Annotated in this window: 9 protein-coding genes and 1 tRNA gene; 6 read left to right on the top strand and 4 right to left on the bottom strand. The window is 63.2% G+C overall.

Annotation, left to right across the window (positions count from 1 at the left end; translation table 11 throughout):
- Positions 1 to 70: 70 nt before the first annotated feature.
- Positions 71 to 490, top strand: coding sequence for an Lrp/AsnC family transcriptional regulator (locus tag AC04PH_RS09220; protein WP_483065450.1), 420 nt, complete (start codon positions 71 to 73; stop codon positions 488 to 490).
- Here AC04PH_RS09220 and AC04PH_RS09215 read toward each other — a convergent pair.
- Both AC04PH_RS09215 and AC04PH_RS09210 read right to left on the bottom strand, forming a co-directional pair.
- Complete coding sequence (locus tag AC04PH_RS09215; protein WP_483065449.1) at positions 473 to 925, bottom strand: disulfide bond formation protein B; 453 nt, start codon at positions 923 to 925, stop codon at positions 473 to 475. The two genes, AC04PH_RS09220 and AC04PH_RS09215, sit on opposite strands and share 18 nt — an antisense overlap.
- Complete coding sequence (locus AC04PH_RS09210) at positions 922 to 1,500, bottom strand: YqaA family protein (RefSeq protein ID WP_483065448.1); 579 nt, start codon at positions 1,498 to 1,500, stop codon at positions 922 to 924. The genes AC04PH_RS09215 and AC04PH_RS09210 overlap by 4 nt, the downstream gene beginning before the upstream one ends.
- A gap of 116 nt (positions 1,501 to 1,616) precedes the next feature.
- Here AC04PH_RS09210 and ypfJ point away from each other — a divergent pair, with 116 nt between their 5' ends.
- From ypfJ to AC04PH_RS09190, 4 genes are all read left to right on the top strand, one after another.
- On the top strand, positions 1,617 to 2,477 hold the full coding sequence (ypfJ, locus tag AC04PH_RS09205) for a KPN_02809 family neutral zinc metallopeptidase (protein WP_483065447.1): 861 nt from the start codon (positions 1,617 to 1,619) through the stop codon (positions 2,475 to 2,477).
- A gap of 61 nt (positions 2,478 to 2,538) precedes the next feature.
- Positions 2,539 to 2,624: transfer RNA gene (locus AC04PH_RS09200), tRNA-Leu, on the top strand.
- A gap of 692 nt (positions 2,625 to 3,316) precedes the next feature.
- Positions 3,317 to 12,772: an Ig-like domain-containing protein gene (locus AC04PH_RS09195; RefSeq protein WP_483065446.1), complete on the top strand. Its 9,456-nt coding sequence runs from the start codon at positions 3,317 to 3,319 to the stop codon at positions 12,770 to 12,772.
- A 291-nt stretch (positions 12,773 to 13,063) separates the two neighbouring features.
- Positions 13,064 to 14,929 (top strand): Hint domain-containing protein, encoded by a 1,866-nt coding sequence (locus AC04PH_RS09190; RefSeq protein WP_483065445.1) that lies wholly within the window; start codon positions 13,064 to 13,066, stop codon positions 14,927 to 14,929.
- Here the strand turns inward: AC04PH_RS09190 and AC04PH_RS09185 are convergent.
- Both AC04PH_RS09185 and AC04PH_RS09180 read right to left on the bottom strand, forming a co-directional pair.
- Complete coding sequence (locus AC04PH_RS09185) at positions 14,919 to 15,509, bottom strand: nucleotidyltransferase family protein (RefSeq protein ID WP_483065444.1); 591 nt, start codon at positions 15,507 to 15,509, stop codon at positions 14,919 to 14,921. The genes AC04PH_RS09190 and AC04PH_RS09185 overlap by 11 nt on opposite strands.
- Positions 15,506 to 17,911 (bottom strand): GcvT family protein, encoded by a 2,406-nt coding sequence (locus tag AC04PH_RS09180; protein WP_483065443.1) that lies wholly within the window; start codon positions 17,909 to 17,911, stop codon positions 15,506 to 15,508. Before AC04PH_RS09180 ends, AC04PH_RS09185 begins: the two co-directional genes overlap by 4 nt.
- 98 nt (positions 17,912 to 18,009) lie before the next feature.
- On the opposite strand from AC04PH_RS09180, the gene AC04PH_RS09175 reads away from it, so the two are divergent.
- Positions 18,010 to 19,317, top strand: coding sequence for a DUF2254 domain-containing protein (locus AC04PH_RS09175; RefSeq protein WP_483065442.1), 1,308 nt, complete (start codon positions 18,010 to 18,012; stop codon positions 19,315 to 19,317).
- Positions 19,318 to 19,348 lie beyond the last annotated feature (31 nt).

Genomic DNA, 19,348 nt, shown 5'->3' with positions numbered 1-19,348 from the left:
CGAAACGGGCTTGGGTGAAGCCAGCAATTTGTGCATAAGGACGGTCTGTTTGACAGAGTGGGCGACCGGAATGGACAAAGTGGACAATCAGCTGATCGCGCTTTTGCGCCGGAACGGGCGTGCGACGCTGTCCGAACTGGCCGCCGATCTGGGGATCACCCGCGCCACCGTGCGCGCGCGGATGGACCGGTTGCAGGCAGGCGGCGAAATCGCGGGCTTCACGGTTCTGACCCGCGGGGATGTGACGACCCATCCGGTCCGGGGGCTGATGATGCTGGAGATCGTCGGGCGCGGGGCGCAGACGATCTCGAAAACGCTGCGCGGCATGCCTGCGGTGCAGGCCATCCATTCCACCAACGGCACCTGGGATCTGATCGCGGAAATCGGCACCGCCACGCTGGAGGATTTCGACCGGGTGCTGGTCACCATCCGCCGGATCGACGGGATCACGCGATCGGAGACATCTTTGCTGCTATCGACGCGGCGCTAGGGCGGCCATGATCCACAGGATCATCAGCGCGGCAGAGAAAAGCGCATTCCAGCTGGCCATCGACAGGGTCAGAAACTCCCAGCTCACCTGATCGCACATCACGAGCCGGGGGCCCTCGGTCGACAGAAGATCGCCCGACAGCGGGTCACCCCCGCCCGTGCAGGAGGCGGGACCCTCCCACCAGTCACGCTCCACCCCGGTGTGAAAGACGCCGATGCCGCTTGTGATCGCGGCGGCCAGCGCACCAAGCCAGGCGAGGCCGCGTGTGCCTGTGGCAAGGATCACTGCACTAACGAAAATTGCCGCGAAATGCGGCCACCGCTGCCAGTAACACATCTGGCACGGCGGGTAGCCCGCGTATTGGAAAAGATACGCCCCGATCAGCAGGGCCGCGGACCCACCGGCTGCGAGAATGGTCAAAGTGCGATGTGTCATAGATACCCCACTGCGACAAAGCCGCCGATCAACAGCACACAAAAGGCGATGAACACAAGACCCAGACGTCTCTCGATGAAATCACGGATCGGTGCGCCGAACTGGAACAGCAGGGCCGCGACGATGAAGAACCGCAGCGCCCGCGCGATGACGGCGGAAATGATGAAGACCGACAGCGACAGGCCGGTGACACCGGACATGATCGTGATGACCTTGAAGGGGAACGGCGTGATCCCCGCGATCAGCACCGCCCAGGCCCCGTACTGGTTGAAACTGGCGCTGAATTCCGCGACTGCGTCCGCCTTGCCGTAGAAGTCGAAGATCGGCTGCCCGACGGTGTCGAACAGAAACGCCCCGATCACGTAGCCGAACAAGCCGCCAAGCACGGACGAGACCGTCGCGATGCCGGCGATGACGAAAGCGCGGCGCGGGGCTGCGATGATCATCGGGATCATCAGCACGTCGGGCGGGATCGGAAAGAACGAGGACTCGACGAAAGCCACGACCGCCAGCGCCCAAAGCGCGTAGGGCGACTGCGCCAGCGAAATGGTCCAGTCGTAAAGGCGGCGCAGCATCGGCGGTCGTTCCTTGGCGGGGTCGCGGCGCTTAGGCCACGAAGCACGCGGCGGGTCAACCTTGTGCATCGGTTTCAGCCGGATAGAGTACAACCGAACAGCGGGGGATCAAAGCGATGAAATGGCGCGGACGGCGGGGCAGCCGCAATATCGAGGACCGGCGCCGCCGGGGCAGCACCGCACGCGGCGCGGGGGGTATCGGTGGCATCGGGCTGATCGTCGTTCTGGTGCTTGGGTATTTCCTTGGCATCGACGTCACGCCGCTACTGAACGGACAGGCGACGGATGTGCTGAACGACAGCCCTGCAGGGGTCGAGATCACCGCAGCCGACGAACGCGCGGCGGAGTTCGCCTCCGTCACCCTTGCCGATACCGAAGAGGTCTGGGCCGACATCTTTGCCCGTCAGGTGGGTGAGCCCTATGACCCGCCGACGCTTGTGCTGTTCAAGGGGGCGACGCAGTCGGCCTGTGGCGGGGCCAGCGCCGCGTCGGGCCCGTTCTACTGTCCGCCCGAAGAGAAGGCCTATCTGGACACCGCGTTCTTCGTGACGATGGAGCAGCGGCTGGGGGCGGGCGGCGATTTCGCCGCGGCCTACGTGATCGCGCATGAGGTCGCGCACCACGTCCAGAACGAGCTGGGCATTCTGGGGCAGGCCAACCAGATCCGGGCGCAAGCATCGGAGGCGCAATCGAATGCGATCTCCGTCCGGATCGAGCTGCAGGCGGATTGCTATTCCGGCATCTGGGCGCGCGCGGCACAAGAGAAATTCGGGTCGCTGGAACGCGGCGATATCGCCGAGGCGATGAATGCCGCTGCCCAGATCGGCGACGACACCCTGGCACGCAACGCCGGGCGCACCGTGCAGCCGCACACGTTCACCCACGGCACGAGCGAGCAGCGCCAGCGCTGGTTCGCACGTGGGCTGGAAAGCGGCAATCTGGCGGATTGCGACACGTTTTCGGCCAGTCAGCTTTAGCCCGCTTTCCAGATCGGGAATTGACGCTGCCGCGGCGCTGGCATACATCCGCGGTCATTGGGCCGGTGTGGCGGAATGGTAGACGCAGGGGATTCAAAATCCCCCGACAGCAATGTTGTGCCGGTTCGAGTCCGGCCACCGGTACCAACCCAACCTTTGCGGGCGTTAACCCTTTGGGCCGATATGCGGCGGATTTGTGCCGGATGTGATTCTTTCCGGGCCGATTCAGCGCAAATCCTGAAACGGCCCGGCATCAATCTGCACGATTTTTGACGATATTTGCGATTTTGCGAACAATTCAGGCAGTTCCGAAATGCGCGCCTGCACAAATATTGACCTTAGGTTAACAGCGCCGCCGGTTCCCGATCTCGAAACAGATGGCTGGCCGTTTTTCGCCTATAGCGTGTATAGTGAGTTGATTTGTGCGGTTTATCGGAAATCATTCCGTTTCATTGTTAACAATCCGTGAACAATACAGACGCCGCGAGGGGCCGTGCCCCGACGTTACGTGAGGTCATTGCGCCTGAAACCTGTCCAAAACGGCATGATTCCCTCACTTTTTGCTTTGTATCGCACCGTGTAGTGAGTAATCAGTGAATGCCCAACTGGGGGGCTTTCCGGCTGATTGGGGCAGCCGGGCCAGGACCAATCGTGTTCCGGCGAAGTTTAGATGTCTGCCGAATGCGGGAAATATCCGCGATTTGCAGAAATTGTTTAGTGTGCGGTTCCCGCTTTCGGGGACCGTGGACGGACGTGGACAGCCCGCCTTGGGCAAATTGCGTCGGTCAGACAGGTTTCATGCGTGGCGCTGCGCCGCGTGGTGATGAGGAGACGACAGGATGACGTTCAAGATTGATTGGGATCACTTTGGGTCCGACGCGACACGCACTTTGGAAAGCGGCGGAAAGTCCGTCGAGGTCAAGGTCTCCACGCCGCAGAAGGTCGGCAAGGAGTGGTTCGTCGAGAACGGCATGCTGAAGATCTGGGACGTCTCAAAGGACACCAGTGCGGACGTTCGCTTCGACAAGGAAGTCGAGAACATCAAGTTCACCCTGCTCGACGTCGACAAGGCCGACGAGATTACCATCATGACGAAAGATGCAGACGGGAATCCTGTCCCCGTCGCGTTCGAGGTCACCGGCAATCACCACGTCAACGGCAACACCGTCGTGGGCACCAAGACCACGTACAACGGCCCCGGCGCCGACGACGGCAGCCAGGATATCGAGATCACCATCCCCGGTCCGCTCAAGTCGTTCTGGATCGTGGCCGACAACAGCAGCCACGCGCATGCCTCCAGCACGATCGCCGTCAGCGACATCACGTTCGACCTGCATGCGGAACTCGACGGCTATGTCGAGGGCACCGATGGCAATGACACCATCGACGCCGCATATATGGACGACCCCGAGTGCGACAAGATCGACGCAAACGATGCGATCCTGCCGGGTGAAGGCGCGCAGGACGACATCGTTCTGGCAGGTAAGGGCAACGACATCGTGCGCTCGGCCGCGGGCGACGACGAAGTCTATGGCGGCTCCGGCAACGACATGCTGTTCACCGGAAACGGGGACGACGTGGCCTACGGCGGCACCGGCAACGACAAGATCGAGGCCAGCAAGGGCGACGACCTCGTCTTCGGCGGCGACGGCGACGACGACCTTTGGGGCGGCCTGGACGACGATACGGTCGTCGGCGGCCTTGGTGACGACACCGCAATCGGTGGTGACGGCGAAGACCTTGTCCTTGGCGGCAAGGGCGACGACACTTTGGACGGCGGCGCAGGCAAAGACGTCGTTTACGGCGGTGCGAACTCCGACAATATCAAAGGCGGCACAGGCGACGACACACTGATCGGTGGCGGCGTCAGCTTCAATGGCACGCTCGATTTCAACGATCTGGATACCGGTGACCTAGTGAACGGTCAGTATGCGGGCAACGGCGTGCACATCTATTCCGCCGATCCCAAGACGCCCGTGATGGTCTTCGATTCCGCGAATCCGACCGGTGGCGATCACGATCTGGGCGATGCCACCTTGGGCAAGGTGCTGATCCTGTCCGAGGACCGCGACGGATCCGACCCCGACGACAACGCCGGTGGCGGCACATTCGTGTTCGAATTCGACGGCCCGGCGCATGTCGGCTCGCTCGATTTCAAGGACATCGAACATGGTGCCTGGATCAAGCTCTACGATATGAACGGCAACCTGATCCGTCAGATCGACACCGCGCACACCGCTGACGGCGGCAAGCTGACCCAACATATCAACACCGACGGTGTGGTACGTATGGAAGTGAAGATCGCGAATTCCGGTGCCATCGACAACCTGAGCTACACGCTCGACGGTCAGGCGCTGGATACCGGCGACGTGATCAAAGGCGAGGACGGCAACGACTTCATCGACGGTCAGGCCGGTGACGACACGATGTTCGGCGGTGCCGGAAATGACCACATCATTGGCCGCGACGGCGACGACGTGGCTTTCGGCGGCGACGGCAACGATACCATCGACGATGCACCCGGCGCGGACGACGGCGCGGGCAACGACACCTTCTTCGGCGGTGCCGGTGACGACACCATCTGGGGCGGCGACGACAATGACGAGCTGCACGGCGACGCAGGCAACGACCGCCTTGGCGGTGAAGAGGGCGACGACACACTTTACGGCGGCGAAGGCAACGACCGGCTTTCGGGTGACGAGGGCAACGATACGCTCTTCGGCGGCGACGACCGCGATGTGATCTTCGGCGGGTCCGGTGACGATGTGGCCTTTGGCGGCGACGGCAACGACGAAGTCTGGATGGGGTCCGGCGACGACACCGCACATGGCGGTGAAGGCGACGACTGGATGCACGGCAACGACGGCGACGACAGCCTGTCCGGCGACGCCGGCAACGACATGCTGTTCGGCGAGGCCGGCGACGACGAGATTTCCGGCGGCGCGGGCGACGACCTGATCGAAGGCGGCACCGGCAACGACGTGCTGTGCGGCGACGACGAAGAAGGCGACGCCGGGCGTGTCGACGAACTGACGCTGAACTGGACATCTGCCGCAGCCGCGGGCACCGGCCTGGGCGCGACCCAGACCTATGCCGTGGGCGGCATGAACGTGACCGTCGGCTTCAGCCAGCAGGACGAAGGTGCCGTGGGCGAGATCCGCGATACCGCGATGTACACCGAAACCGGCGAAAACTTCGCCAACAACTCCGGTCTCTACCTTTATGGTCTGGGCGGTGAAGGCGGCATCGACAATACGTCGACCACCACGCTGAACTTTGCGTCCAACGACGCGGCTTATGGCGACGAGGTCCAGAACGTGTCCTTCCGGATCAACGACATCGACAACGGAACCGATGCGGACGACCACATCGACATCGTGACCGTGCGCGCCTACGACGCCGCGGGCAACGAGGTCGCCGTGACGATCACGCCGGAATCCGCCTCGCAGATCGTGAACGGCAATACCGTGACCGGCGGTGTCGAGGATAGCGACGGGATCACACCGGCCAGCCAGACCGGCTCTGTCCTGTTCGAGGTCGCGGGTCCCGTGGCCCGGATCGAGATCGACTACGACAACGGCGAGACGACCGACCAGCGCGTCGACGTGTCCGACATCAACTTCTTCACGACCGCCGCACCTGCGACGGGTGAGGGCGGCAACGACACCATCTTCGGTGGCGACGGCGACGACGAGATCTTCGGCAAGGTCGGCGATGACCTGCTGTCCGGCGATGCCGGGGCCGACACGATCTTTGGCGGCGCGGATCGTGACACCATCATCGGTGGTGCGGGCGATACTGTCGACGGCGGAGCCGAGGGCGACGATTACGACGTGCTCGACCTGACCGGTCAGGGTGAGTTTATCCTGAAAGGCCCCGGCGGTGTCGGCGACCCGATCCCCGACAGCAACGGCAACGGCATCGACGGCCAGGTCGTGTTCGTCGACGGCGACGGCAATCCGACCGGCGAGGTCATCGACTTTGTCGAGATCGAGGAGATCATCGGCACGCCGATGAACCAGGGACCCGATGCCACCGACGATGTCTTTACGGCGAACGAGGACGATGACGCGACCGAACTGGGCAACGTCATCACCGGCGATACCGGCAACGGCACAGACAGCGATCCCGACGGCGACACGCTGACCGTGACGGCTGTCGCGGACGACCCTGCAAATGTGGGCCAGCCGGTCGATCTGGCCGATGGCGGCACCGTGACCATCAATGCCGACGGCACCGTCACGTTCGATCCCGATGGCGATTTCGAGAACCTGGGCGAGGGCGACGAGGCGACGACGTCCGTCACCTACACCATCTCCGACGGCAACGGCGGTGAAGACACCGCGACGGTGACCTTCACCGTGACCGGCACCAATGACGGCCCCGTGGCCGTGATGGACACCGACGACACGGATCAGGACACGGCGATCACGCTCGACAACGTGTTGGGCAACGACACCGATCCCGAAAACGATCCGCTGTCCGTCACACAGGTCAACGGTGCCGACGGCAATGTCGGCACAGCAGTGACCGGCGACAATGGCGGTTCCTTCATCATCAACGCCGATGGCACGGCCAGCTTCGATCCCAACGGCGACTTCGACGATCTGGCCGAAGGTGCGGAGCAGACGACATCCGTCACATATACCATCGCCGATCCCGATGGTGCCACGTCGCAGACGACGGTGACCGTCACCGTGACCGGCACCAATGACGGCCCCGTGGCCGTGCCCGACATCGGCGAGACCGACGAGGATACGCCGACCGATCTGGGCAATGTGCTTGGCAACGACACAGATGCCGACGACGATCCCGCGAACCTGACCGTGGCCGAGGTCAATGGCGATCCGGCCAACGTGGGCGCCCCCACCGACGGGTCCGACGGCGGATCGTTCACGATCAATCCGGACGGCACTGCGTCGTTCGACCCCGATGGCGATTTCGAAAGCCTGGGCGAGGGCGAAACCGCAACGACGACCGTGACCTACACGGTCACCGATCCGTCGGGTGCGACGTCCTCCACCACGGTCACCGTTACGGTGACGGGCGTGAACGATGGCCCGGTCGCTGTCGACAGCACCTACACCGTGGGTCAGAATGAGGACGCAGGCGACGTCGATGGCAACGCGATCACCGACGATACCGGCGAAGGTGCGGACAGCGACGTGGACGACGACATCGCCGATCTGATCGTATCGCAGGTAAATGACGATGCGGCCAATGTCGGCAACGTGGTTGCAGGCTCCAACGGCGGTCTGTTCACGATCAACGCGGACGGCACAATCGACTTTGACGCCAACGGCGAGTTCGACGATCTGGGCGCAGGTGACACGGCGACGACATCGGTCACCTACACCATCACCGATCCAGGCGGTCTGGAAGACACCGCGACCGTGACGTTCACGATCAACGGCACCAATGACGATCCGATTGCCTGCCCCGACCTCTATATCGTCACCGAGGACGAAACGACGGGCGATGTGGACGGCAACGTCATCACCAACCCGTCCGACAACAACGCCGGTCTGGATATCGACCCCGACGGCGACACGCTGACGGTCGTGGGTGTGAATGCGCCCGACAGCGGCGTCGGCACGTCCATCGCAGGGTCCAACGGCGGCCTGTTCGTGATCCAGCCCGATGGCTCCTTCGACTTCACCGCCAATGGTGAGTTCGAGGATCTGGCACCGGGTGAATCCGAGGAAACCTCCGTCACCTACACCGTGTCCGACGGCAACGGCGGCACAGCGACCACGACGCTGACCATCCGCGTGAACGGTCTGAACGACGGTCCCGTTGCCGTGCCCGATGAAGGCGAAACCGACGAGGATTCTGTCACCGATCTGGGCAATGTGCTCGACAACGACACAGACGTGGACAACGACAACGACGATCTGTCGGTATCCGAAGTCAACGGCGATCCGGCAAATGTCGGCACGCCGGTCGACGGTGACAACGGCGGCTCTTTCACTATCAACCCCGATGGCACGGCGTCCTTCGATCCCGATCGCGACTTCGAGGCTTTGGGTGAGGGTGAAGAGGCGACGACTTCGGTCACCTACACCGTCACCGATCCCGATGGCGCGACCTCCAGCACCACCGTCACCGTCACCGTGACCGGCGTGAACGACGCGCCCAACGCGGTCGACAGTAGCTACACAGTGGCGCAGGACGAGGATGCGGGCGATGTCGACGGCAACGCGATCACCGACGATACCGGCGACGGCGTCGACAGCGACCCCGAGGGCGACGATCTGACAGTCGTCGGCGTGGGTGCCCCCGACAGCGGCGTGGGCACACCCGTGGCAGGTGACAACGGCGGCCTGTTCACGATCAGTGCGGACGGCACCATCGACTTCGACGCCAATAGCGAGTTCGACGATCTGGGCGTGGGTGAAGAGGCCACGACCACCGTCAGCTACACCATCGCCGACGAGGATGGCCTGACATCCACCGCCAACGTGACCTTCACTGTGACCGGTTCCAACGATGGCCCCGTGGCAACGGACAATGCCTATACCGCCGACGAGGACACTCCCGTCGACGATCTGGGCAACGCGATCACCGACGACACCGGCGATGGTGCCGACAGCGACCCCGACAGCGATCCGCTGACGGTAACGGCCGTCAACGGCGATCCTGCAAATGTGGGCACGCCGGTTGCGGGCTCCGACGGTGGTCTGGTGACCGTAAATGCTGACGGCTCTGTCGATTTCGACCCGAACGGTGAGTTCGAGGCACTGGGCGACGGCGAAAGCGCCGACACCACTGTCACTTACACGATCAGCGACGGCAACGGCGGCAGCGATACCGCCACCGTCACGATCACCGTAAACGGCGTGAACGACGGCCCCGACGCCACCGACAACACCTACACGGTCACCCTGACTGAAGGTGCGGGCGATACGGACGGCAACGTTCTGACCGACGACACCGGCGACGGTGTGGACAGCGACCCCGAAGACGATCCGCTGACGGTCGTGGGTGTCGGTGCGCCGGATAGCGGCGTGGGCACACCTGTCGCAGGCGACAACGGCGGTCTGTTCACGATCAATGCCGACGGCACGGTCGACTTCGACGCCAATGGCGAGTTCGACGATCTGGGGCTGGGTGCCACACGCACTACCTCTGTCGACTACACGATCAGCGACGGCAACGGCGGCACCGATACAGCGACCGCGACCTTTACCGTGACCGGCATCAACGACGGCACAGTGCAGGGCACGAGCGGCGACGACGTGATCAACCCCGATATCCCATATGTGGATGCCGACGGTGACATCGTGGACGCCATGGATGGTATCCTGCCGGGCGACGAAGGCACCGATAACGACCTGATCCTGGGCTTCGAAGGCGACGATCTGATCGACGCAGGCGAAGGCGACGACGAGGTCTATGGCGGTGCCGATGACGACAGCATCAGCGGCAACGCCGGTGACGACACGATCTTCGGCGACGACGGCGACGACACCATCAACGGTAACCAGGGTGACGACTCCCTGTTCGGCGGTGACGGTGACGATATTGCCAACGGCGGATTCGGCGACGACACGATCAAGGGCGGTGCCGGCAACGACACGCTCAACGGTCAGTCGGGCGACGATGACATCATGGGCGAAGACGGTGACGATATCCTGAACGGTGGCACCGGCGACGACACGCTGGACGGCGGTGACGGAAACGATACGCTCGAAGGCTCTGCCGGTGATGACACGCTGATCGGTGGCGCTGGCGACGACGATCTCTGGGGTGGCCTGGACGATGACATCGTCGATGGCGGCGACGGCGACGATACCGTGGCCGGTGAAGGCGGCGACGATACGCTCTTCGGCGGTGACGGCGACGATACCGTGCTCGGCGGCTCCGGCAACGACATTGCCGAAGGCGGCGACGGTGACGACATCATCAACACCGGCAACCACGACGATCCGGCGACCGATTACGACTATCCCGGTCCGACGATCCCCGGCCTGCCGATCCAGGACAACGACCAATTCCCCGACAACGACCTCGACACGGTCTTCGGCGGCGCGGGCAACGATATCATCACCACCGGTGACGACGACGACACGATCTTCGGCGGCACAGGCAACGATACGATCTTTGCCGGTATCGACGACGACAGCGTTCAGGGTAACGACGGCGACGACACCATCGTCGGCAGCCAGGGCGAGGATATCCTCGAAGGTAACGATGGCGACGACCTGATCTATGGCGGGCTGGAGAACGATACGTTCGACATCCCCGACGACGCAGGCGACGTGGCCCCGGACGACAACCGTGACACGATCTTCGGCGGTGCCGGTAACGATACCATCTTCGGGCGTGACGACGACGATACCATCTTCGGCGGCATCGGCGACGATGTGATCGACGGCGGCGTCGACGACGACGTGATCGACGGTGACGAGGGCGACGATACGCTGATCGGTGGTCAGGGTAACGACGACATCCGTGGCGGTGACGGCGACGACGAGGTCTTTGGCGGCGTCGGCAACGACACCATCCGGGGCGAAGACGGCGACGACACCATCTTCGGCGAAGACGGCGACGACTTCATCAACAGCGGCACCGGCAACGACACGGTGTTCGGTGGCGAAGGCGACGACAGCATCATAGGCGCGACGGGCGACGACGAACTCTTCGGCGGTGACGGCGACGACATCCTCGAAGGCCAGGGTGGCGAAGACACCATCTTTGGCGGCGACGGCGACGACGACATCCGCGGCGCCGAGGACAACGATGTCCTCAGCGGCGACGACGGCGACGATATCGTCCGCGGCCGTGGTGGTGACGACACCGTCCTTGGTGGCGACGGCGACGATCTTGTCCGTGGCGACGAAGGCGACGACACGGTGCGCGGCGATGCCGGCAACGACACCGTGTTCGGTGGCGACGGCGAGGATGATCTGCGCGGCGGCGATGGCGACGACAGCGTCTATGGCGGTGCCGGAAACGACAGCATCGAAGGCAACGACGGCGACGATCTGATCGAAGGCGGCGACGGCGACGACGAGATCCGTGGCGGTCGTGGCAACGACACCATCTTCGGTGAAGCCGGTAACGATTTCATCAGTGGCAACACCGGCGACGATACCGTCTTTGGCGGAGAGGGCGACGACAGCATCATCGGCAGCACCGGCAACGACGAACTCTTCGGTGGTGACGGCGACGACATCCTCGAAGGTCAGGCCGGTAGCGACACCATCTTCGGTGGCGACGGTGACGACGACATCCGCGGTGCCGGAGAGGACGATGTCCTCAGCGGTGACGACGGTGACGATATCGTGCGCGGCCGTGGCGGTGACGACGATATCTCGGGCGGCGCAGGCGACGATCTGGTCCGCGGCGACGAAGGCGACGACACGGTCTCCGGCGATGCCGGCAACGACACGGTCTTCGGCGGTGACGGCAACGACACCCTGTTCGGTGGCGACGGCGAAGACACGATCGTGTCCGGCGACGGTGTCGACGAGAGCTTCGGTGGCTTCGGCTCCGATACGTTCTTCGGCGGCAACGGCGGCGACAACGTGGTCGGCGGTGAAGATCCACCATCGCCGGGCTTCCCCGACGGTGCCGATATCGATGTGCTCGACCTGACAGGGTCCAACGTCGACCGGATCGAATATGTCGATGGCGACCCAGAAGCAGGCACGGTGTTCTTCCTTGACGGCACCACGATGACCTTCTCGGAAATCGAGAACGTGATCCCCTGCTTCACCCCCGGCACGACCATCGCCACACCGAAAGGCGAGCGTCTGGTCGAGGAGCTGCAGGTCGGCGACCGCATCATCACCCGTGATAACGGTATCCAGGAAATCGCCTGGCTGGGTCACAAGGAGATGTCCGGCAAGCAACTCGTGCAGAACCCGCACCTCAAGCCCGTGCTGATCAAGGCCGGTGCCTTGGGTCACGGACTGCCGGAGCGTGACATGCTGGTCAGCCCGAACCACCGTGTTCTGGTCGCAAGCGACAAGACACAGCTCTACTTCGAGGAGAACGAGGTTCTGGCGGCGGCCAAGCACATGGTGGGTGCCGACGGTATCCATGCGGTCGACGTCATGCAGACCACCTACATTCACTTCATGTTCGAACGTCACGAGGTCGTTCTGTCGAACGGGGCCTGGACCGAAAGCTTCCAGCCAGGCGATTACAGCCTGAAGGGGATCGGCAACAGCCAGCGCAACGAGATCATGGAACTGTTCCCTGAACTCGCCACCAAGACGGGTCTCGAAGGATACCAGTCGGCGCGCAAGGCTCTGAAAAAGCACGAGGCGAAACTTCTGCTGAAGTAAAGAAATGCAGCTTGCCCGGGCGATTCGTCGCCGGGGCGCAGGGCAGGGGTCGCAAACGCGGCCCCTGTTTCTGTTTAAGAAACAATAAACGCGGAACGGCCCGGATTGTCGCGGGTCCGATGACAATTCCGTGGGTTTCCGCCCAGAATTTGCCGGTTTTGCCGAAGCTGCTTCAAACTGCCCGATATTCCCCGTTAAAAGGTAGAAGCGGCATTCCTATATGTCTGGTGCCGATCCCTGGCTTGCGGGCGCTGCGCCCGCTGCTGCCACTTCCGTACGAAAGGCCATGTCATGCCGCCAATTGATGGAACACCAAACGACGACACGTTGCAGGGCACAGCCGGCAACGATACGATCAATGGCTTCAACGGCCAGGACACGATTTCGGGCGAGGGTGCGGACGACAGCATCAGCGGTGGCGGTGGCGATGACATCATCTATGGCGATGCCGGTGTCGGCACCGCGCCGGGCAACGACGCTTCACCGCTTTCGCTCAGTTTCGCGAACCGTGCGTTCAATACGACCAACAACGCCCAGCCCGGCGATGTCGCGTTCTACAACAATGTGGCGCAGCTGGAGGACGGCACACCGATTTCGGCGCGCCTGACGCTGGTCAGCAAATCGGACCCGAACCTGCGCGTCGATCTGACGGGCGGGCAGGGCTTCGAGATCCTGCTCAACGGCAACAACAATGCGGCCGTTGCGGGTGAAACCGCGACGATCCGGATGGAGTTCTACGACCCCGCGACCGGCCAACCCGTCGCGCTCAACTCCACCGCGACCTTCAACGATCTGGACCAAAGCTCCCCGGGCAGCCAGGAATCGGTCACGCTCGACGCCGACAGTTTCGACGCTTTCGGTGTGTCGTCGGATTCGTCGCTCGCGGTGTCCTCAGCACCGGGATCTGTGACCGCTGCGGGCACGGAACAGAATTCGCCAAACGATCAGGATGCCTGGTTCAGCGCGGAATTCAGCGACCGGACCTTCATCGAATTCACGCTGGAGACGCGCTCGGTCAACTCCGGGTTCTCGATGAACGGCGATCTGATCGAAGACGGTATCGTGACCCCGATCGAGCCGGGCAACGACAATATCTCCGGCGGCGACGGTCAGGACACGATTTTTGGACAGGGTGGCGACGATACGCTGGCCGGCGACGATGGTGACGACGATCTGTTCGGCGGTGCGGGGAACGACACGCTCGAAGGCGGGCAGGGGCAGGATGAACTGTTCGGCGGCGACGGTGTCGATACGCTGACCGGCGGCAGCGGCGACGACCGCCTGTTCGGTGGCGATGGCGAAGACATCATCAACGTCGGCGGTGACAACGATACCGTCTTCGGTGGTCTGAACTCCGATCTGATCAATGTGACGGAAGCGGGCAATCACAAGATCGAAGGCGGCGAAGACCCAGACGACAGCGATATCGACGTGCTTGACCTGCGCGGCAGTGGACCGCTGCGCGTGATCTACGAGCCGGGCGATCCCGAAGCAGGCGTGGTCGAATTTCTGGACGAAAACGGCAACATCACCCGTCGCACCATGTTTTCGGAAATCGAGAACGTCATCGTCTGTTTCACGCCCGGTACCGCAATCGCGACGCCGAAGGGCGAGGTCGCCGTGGAGAAACTGAAGGTCGGCGACAAGGTATTCACCCGCGACAACGGCATTCAGGAAATCCGCTGGATCGGCGGTCGGACCCTGTCCGCCACCGATCTGGCCGCGACACCCGCGTGGCAGCCTGTTCTGGTGCGCGCCGGGTCACTTGGCCCGAACCTGCCGGAAACCGATCTGCTTTTGTCTCCGAACCACCGCCTGCTGATGAGCGGCGAGCGCACGATGCTGCACTTCGGCGAGAACGAGGTGCTATCGGCGGTCAAACATCTGACCGCGCTGGACGGCGTCGACCGGGTCGAGGTTTCGGGTCTCACCTACATCCACCTGATGTTCGACCGGCACGAGGTCGTGCTGTCGAACGGGGCCTGGACCGAGAGTTTCCAGCCTGGCGAATACACGCTCAAGGGTGTGGGACAGGCGCAGCGCGAGGAAATCCTGTCGTTGTTCCCGGAACTGGCCAAGGCGGGAGGCGCGCTCCGGGCTTTCGGATCAGCGCGCAAGACGCTCAAGCGGCACGAGGCCAAGATCCTCACCCACTAGCGGCGCGCCATGCGGCCCAGTCCTCTGGTGTATCCAGATCGAGCACGGCGCGGTTGTCCGGCAATGTGACATGCGCCGTGCGCGCCCGCTGGGCGTGAACGATGGCCGCCCCCCCGGTATCGCCGTCGAGCTGAGCAAAAAGAGGCCGCAACTCGGTGCGAAAAACGATCGGATGTCCGGCCTGACCCTTTGCAGTGGCACCCCGGACGATCAGCATATCGGATCGTTTTTCATAGCATTGCACGATGGTGCGCAAATCATCCGTCGTCAGCGCAACAAGGTCGGGCAGCATGATCATAAACGCATCGCAGGGCGGAAGCTGCGCCACGCCGTCGCGCAGGGTCGCGCCGATCCCGTCCCCGCATTGCGGCACGTACAGTGGACTTGCGTCGCTGTCCGCAACGATGTGTGCCCTCGGGTGGTCTGGGCCGGGCAGGGCGACATAGACCAGACCGCCCAATGCCGCCGCCCGGTCGATCTGGCGGCGTAACAGCGGCACGCCGCCGACATCTTCCAGCAGCTTGTCGCGCCCGCGCATCCGCGAGGACGCGCCTGCTGCCGGGATCAGGATCGGGATCATCCGCGCATCCGGGTCCCGTCGGTATCGAAGGGCGGGGTCGTCATGCGCGTGGCGCGGCGGCGCTGTCCCATGATCTCGATCTCGGCGGTCATTTTGTCGGTCGCCAATTCGCGCGGGACCAGAGCCATGGCGATGGACATACCGGAATGGTGGGCATAGCCGCCGGATGTGCAGAACCCGACCACCTTGTCATCCACGAACACCGGCTCGTAGCCGACGACATCGGCATCGTCGGCCTCCACCCTGTACGTCACGAGCGTGCGGGCAGGGGGATCGGCCCGTTCCGCCTCTGCTGCCGCGCGCCCGATGAAATCAATGTCCTTGTTCCACGCGATGAACCGATCCATTCCGGTTTCCGCCGCCGTGTAGTCGGGCGAAAACTCGGACAGCCAGGACCCGAAGAACTTGTCCAGTCGCAGCGACATCATCGCACGCATCCCGAAGGGTGTGAGGCCAAAGGATTGCCCGGCGGTCCAGAGCGTCGTCCACAACTGCCGCTGGTCCATCGGATCACAGTAAATCTCATACCCCAGATCGCCGGTATAACTCAGCCGTTGCACGGTGCAGGCCACCTGACCGATCGTCAGCGTCTCTACATCCATGAACCGCAGGCCCGTGTCGTCGCGGGTGCAGGCGGTCAGCAGGTCGCGGGCGCGGGGACCGGCGATGGAAAATCCGGTCAGCCTGTCGCTGACATTGGCGATATGCAGCTCGCCACTCTGATTGGCCAGGAACCAGCGCATGTGCTGCGCCTGCGCCCCGTAGGACGCGGTCAGCGAAAACAGTTCGGGGTTGAGGCACGTGACGGTGAAATCACCAAGCAGCCTGCCCTTGGGCGACAGCATCGGTGTCAGGCTGATCCGCCCCGGTGTGGGTATCCGCCCGGCCATGATCCGGTCGAGCCACGGGCGTGCATCGGGGCCGGCAACTTCGAACTTGCCAAAGTTGTGCAGTTCGGTGATGCCGACACCGCTGCGCACGGCGCGCACTTCCCGTCCGATCGCGTCAAAGGCATTGGACCGGCGAAAGGACGGCGTCTCGAACGTCGGCTCGTCGCCTTGGGCAAAATAATTCGGCACCTCCAGCCCAAATTGATGGCCCCAGACCGCGCCTAACCCGCTGAAAATATCATACATCGGTGTCGTTGCATGCGGGCGCGCGGCGGGCAGTTCCTCGTTCGCGTAGCTGACGGAAAACCTGCGCTGATAGTTTTCGATCACCTTGGGGCGGGTATAGCCCGGCGTGATCCAGGGGCCGAAGCGGGCCACATCCATCGCGGTCACGTCACGCTCCGGCTCGCCTTCGATCATCCATTGCGCCAGCATCAGGCCGACGCCGCCGCCCTGGGAAAAGCCTGCCATGACGCCGCATGCGGACCAGTAGTTCGTCACACCCGGCACCGGCCCCACCAGCGGGTTGCCGTCGGGGGCGAATGTGAACGGTCCGTGGATCACCGATTTCACGCCGGAGCGTTCCAGCACCGGGAAACGTTTGTAGGCGAACTCGATCGACGCCTCGATCTTGTCGAGGTTATCGGGCAGCAACTCATGGCCAAAGTCCCATGGCGTCCCGTCAACGGCCCAGGGCTTGCAGGGTTGCTCGTAGAACCCGATGCACAGCCCGCGTCCTTCCTGCCGCAGATAGCTTTCACCGGCGGGGTCCATGACATGCGGGTGCTCGCTGTCGCGCTCATAGATTTCCGGCACGTCGTCGGTCACGATATACTGATGTTCCATCGGGTGCAGCGGGGCATAGATCCCCGCCATCGCCGCGACCTCGCGCGCCCAAAGCCCGCCCGCATTGACCACGTGTTCGGCGTGGATCGTGCCCTTGTCGGTCACGACGTCCCATGTACCGTCATGCCGCTGATTGGTTTCGACCACCTTGCAATGCAGTTCGATCTGCGCGCCGCCCATACGCGCCGCCTTGGCATAGGCGTGGGTCGTGCCGGATGGGTCCAGATGCCCGTCGAGCGGGTCGTAAAGCGCGCCGACGATACCGTCGAGGTTCGTGATCGGCGCGATTTGCGCAATCTCTTCCGGCCCCACGATCTCGGTCTCCAGCCCCATGTAGCGGTGCTTGGCCCGTTCTGCGACCAGCATGTCAAACCGGTCACGGTTGTCGGCGAGTGTCACACCACCCACATGGTGCAGCCCGCAGGACATGCCGGTGATCTCCTCCAACTCCTTGTAGAGCTTGATGGTATAACCCTGCAGTGCGGCCATGTTGGTGTCGCCGTTCAGCGTATGAAACCCGCCCGCCGCGTGCCAGGTGGAACCCGATGTCAGTTCCGACCGTTCCAGAAGCATGACATCCGACCAGCCCAGTTTCGTCAGGTGGTAAAGCACCGAACACCCCACGACCCCGCCGCCGATCACTGCGACCCGCGTTGTAGTTTTCATCGTCACACTCCATCATACCGTCACGCCAGCCTAGTCAGGGCTGTGCCGCGGTCAAATACGTTTCGCGACACAAGGTGTCGCGCAAGGATCGAGACACCATGGATTTGCTGAAAAGACTGCTGGCCGACCTGATCGACCTGCCCGCGATGGCCTGGCGCAAATGGCGCGAATACACCCGCAAGCTCTGGGTGCGGGTGGTGCTGATGGGGCTGCTGGCCTTCGTGTCGCTGGGCGTGGCGAACCTCGTGGGGAACCTGCTGCCCGATGAATGGGCCACCTACGTCAGCGGCGATGCCGCCGACCGCCTTCTGGGCATCATCGCCAACGCGATGCTGGCGGTCACCACGTTTTCGCTCACAGTGATGGTGACGGTCTATCGGTCGTCGTCCAACCAGTTCACGCCGCGCCTGCACCGGCTGATCATCCGCGACAGGACCACGCAGAATACGCTGGCCGCCTTCATCGGCGCCTATGTCTATGCGCTGTCGGGGATTATCCTGCGCGAATTGCGCATCTTCACCGACGACCGCGCGGCGGTCCTTTTCGTCATGACCGTCGGCGTGCTGATCTATGTCGTGGTGTCGATGATCCGCTGGGTGCTGCACCTGCAGACCTTCGGCAGCCTGATCGACACCAGCCGCGATCTTGAACAGATCACCCGCGAACGATTCAAAGAAAGGCTGGAAAAGCCCTGCCTCGGTGCCAATCTCTGGGACGGCGAACTGCCCGATGAGGCGGCACCGGTCATCTCGCGCGAGACCGGGTATGTCCAGTTGATCTACCAGGAATCGCTCAACAACAAGGCCGACGACGCCGGTATCGACGTCTATCTGACGGCGGAAGTCGGCGACTTCGTCAGCAAGGGAGAGGCGCTCGCTCATGTGGTGACGTACGGCAAGGAAATCGACGACAAGATGCGCGAGATGATCACAAGCCATATCACCATAGCCGACCTGCGCATCTACGATCAGGACCCGCGCTTCGGGCTTTTGGCGCTGGGGGAAATCGCGTCCAAGGCGCTGTCACCCGGCGTCAACGATCCCGGCACCGCCATCGACGTGCTGACGCGGCAGGTGCGGATACTACAGGACCACGCGGACAATGTCGGAGAGGATGAAGACGTCGCCCACCCGCGCCTGTGGTCGAAACCACTCAACCCGGTCGATCTGGTGCGCGACGCCTTCGGTGCGTGGTCGCGCGACGGGGCGGGACTGTTCGAGGTGCAGGAAAGACTGCAGAAGGCGCTGGCGCAACTGGCCGAAAATGCGTCCCCGAAAATGAGCGCCGCCGCCGCGGACTTCGCCCAGACTGCCTTTGACCGCGCCATGTTGCTGCTGGAGTTCGAGGTCGACCGCGAGCGACTGAAAGATGCCGCCGGGCCGCACGTAAAAACTGAAAAGACCTGAGCGACAGCTATTGTCGCCTTGCGGCAGATCC

It is taken from the genome of Yoonia sp. KMU-150 (assembly GCF_056858355.1).
The sequence above is the reverse complement of the archived record's forward strand: the minus strand, read 5'-3'. Positions and strand labels throughout refer to the sequence as shown.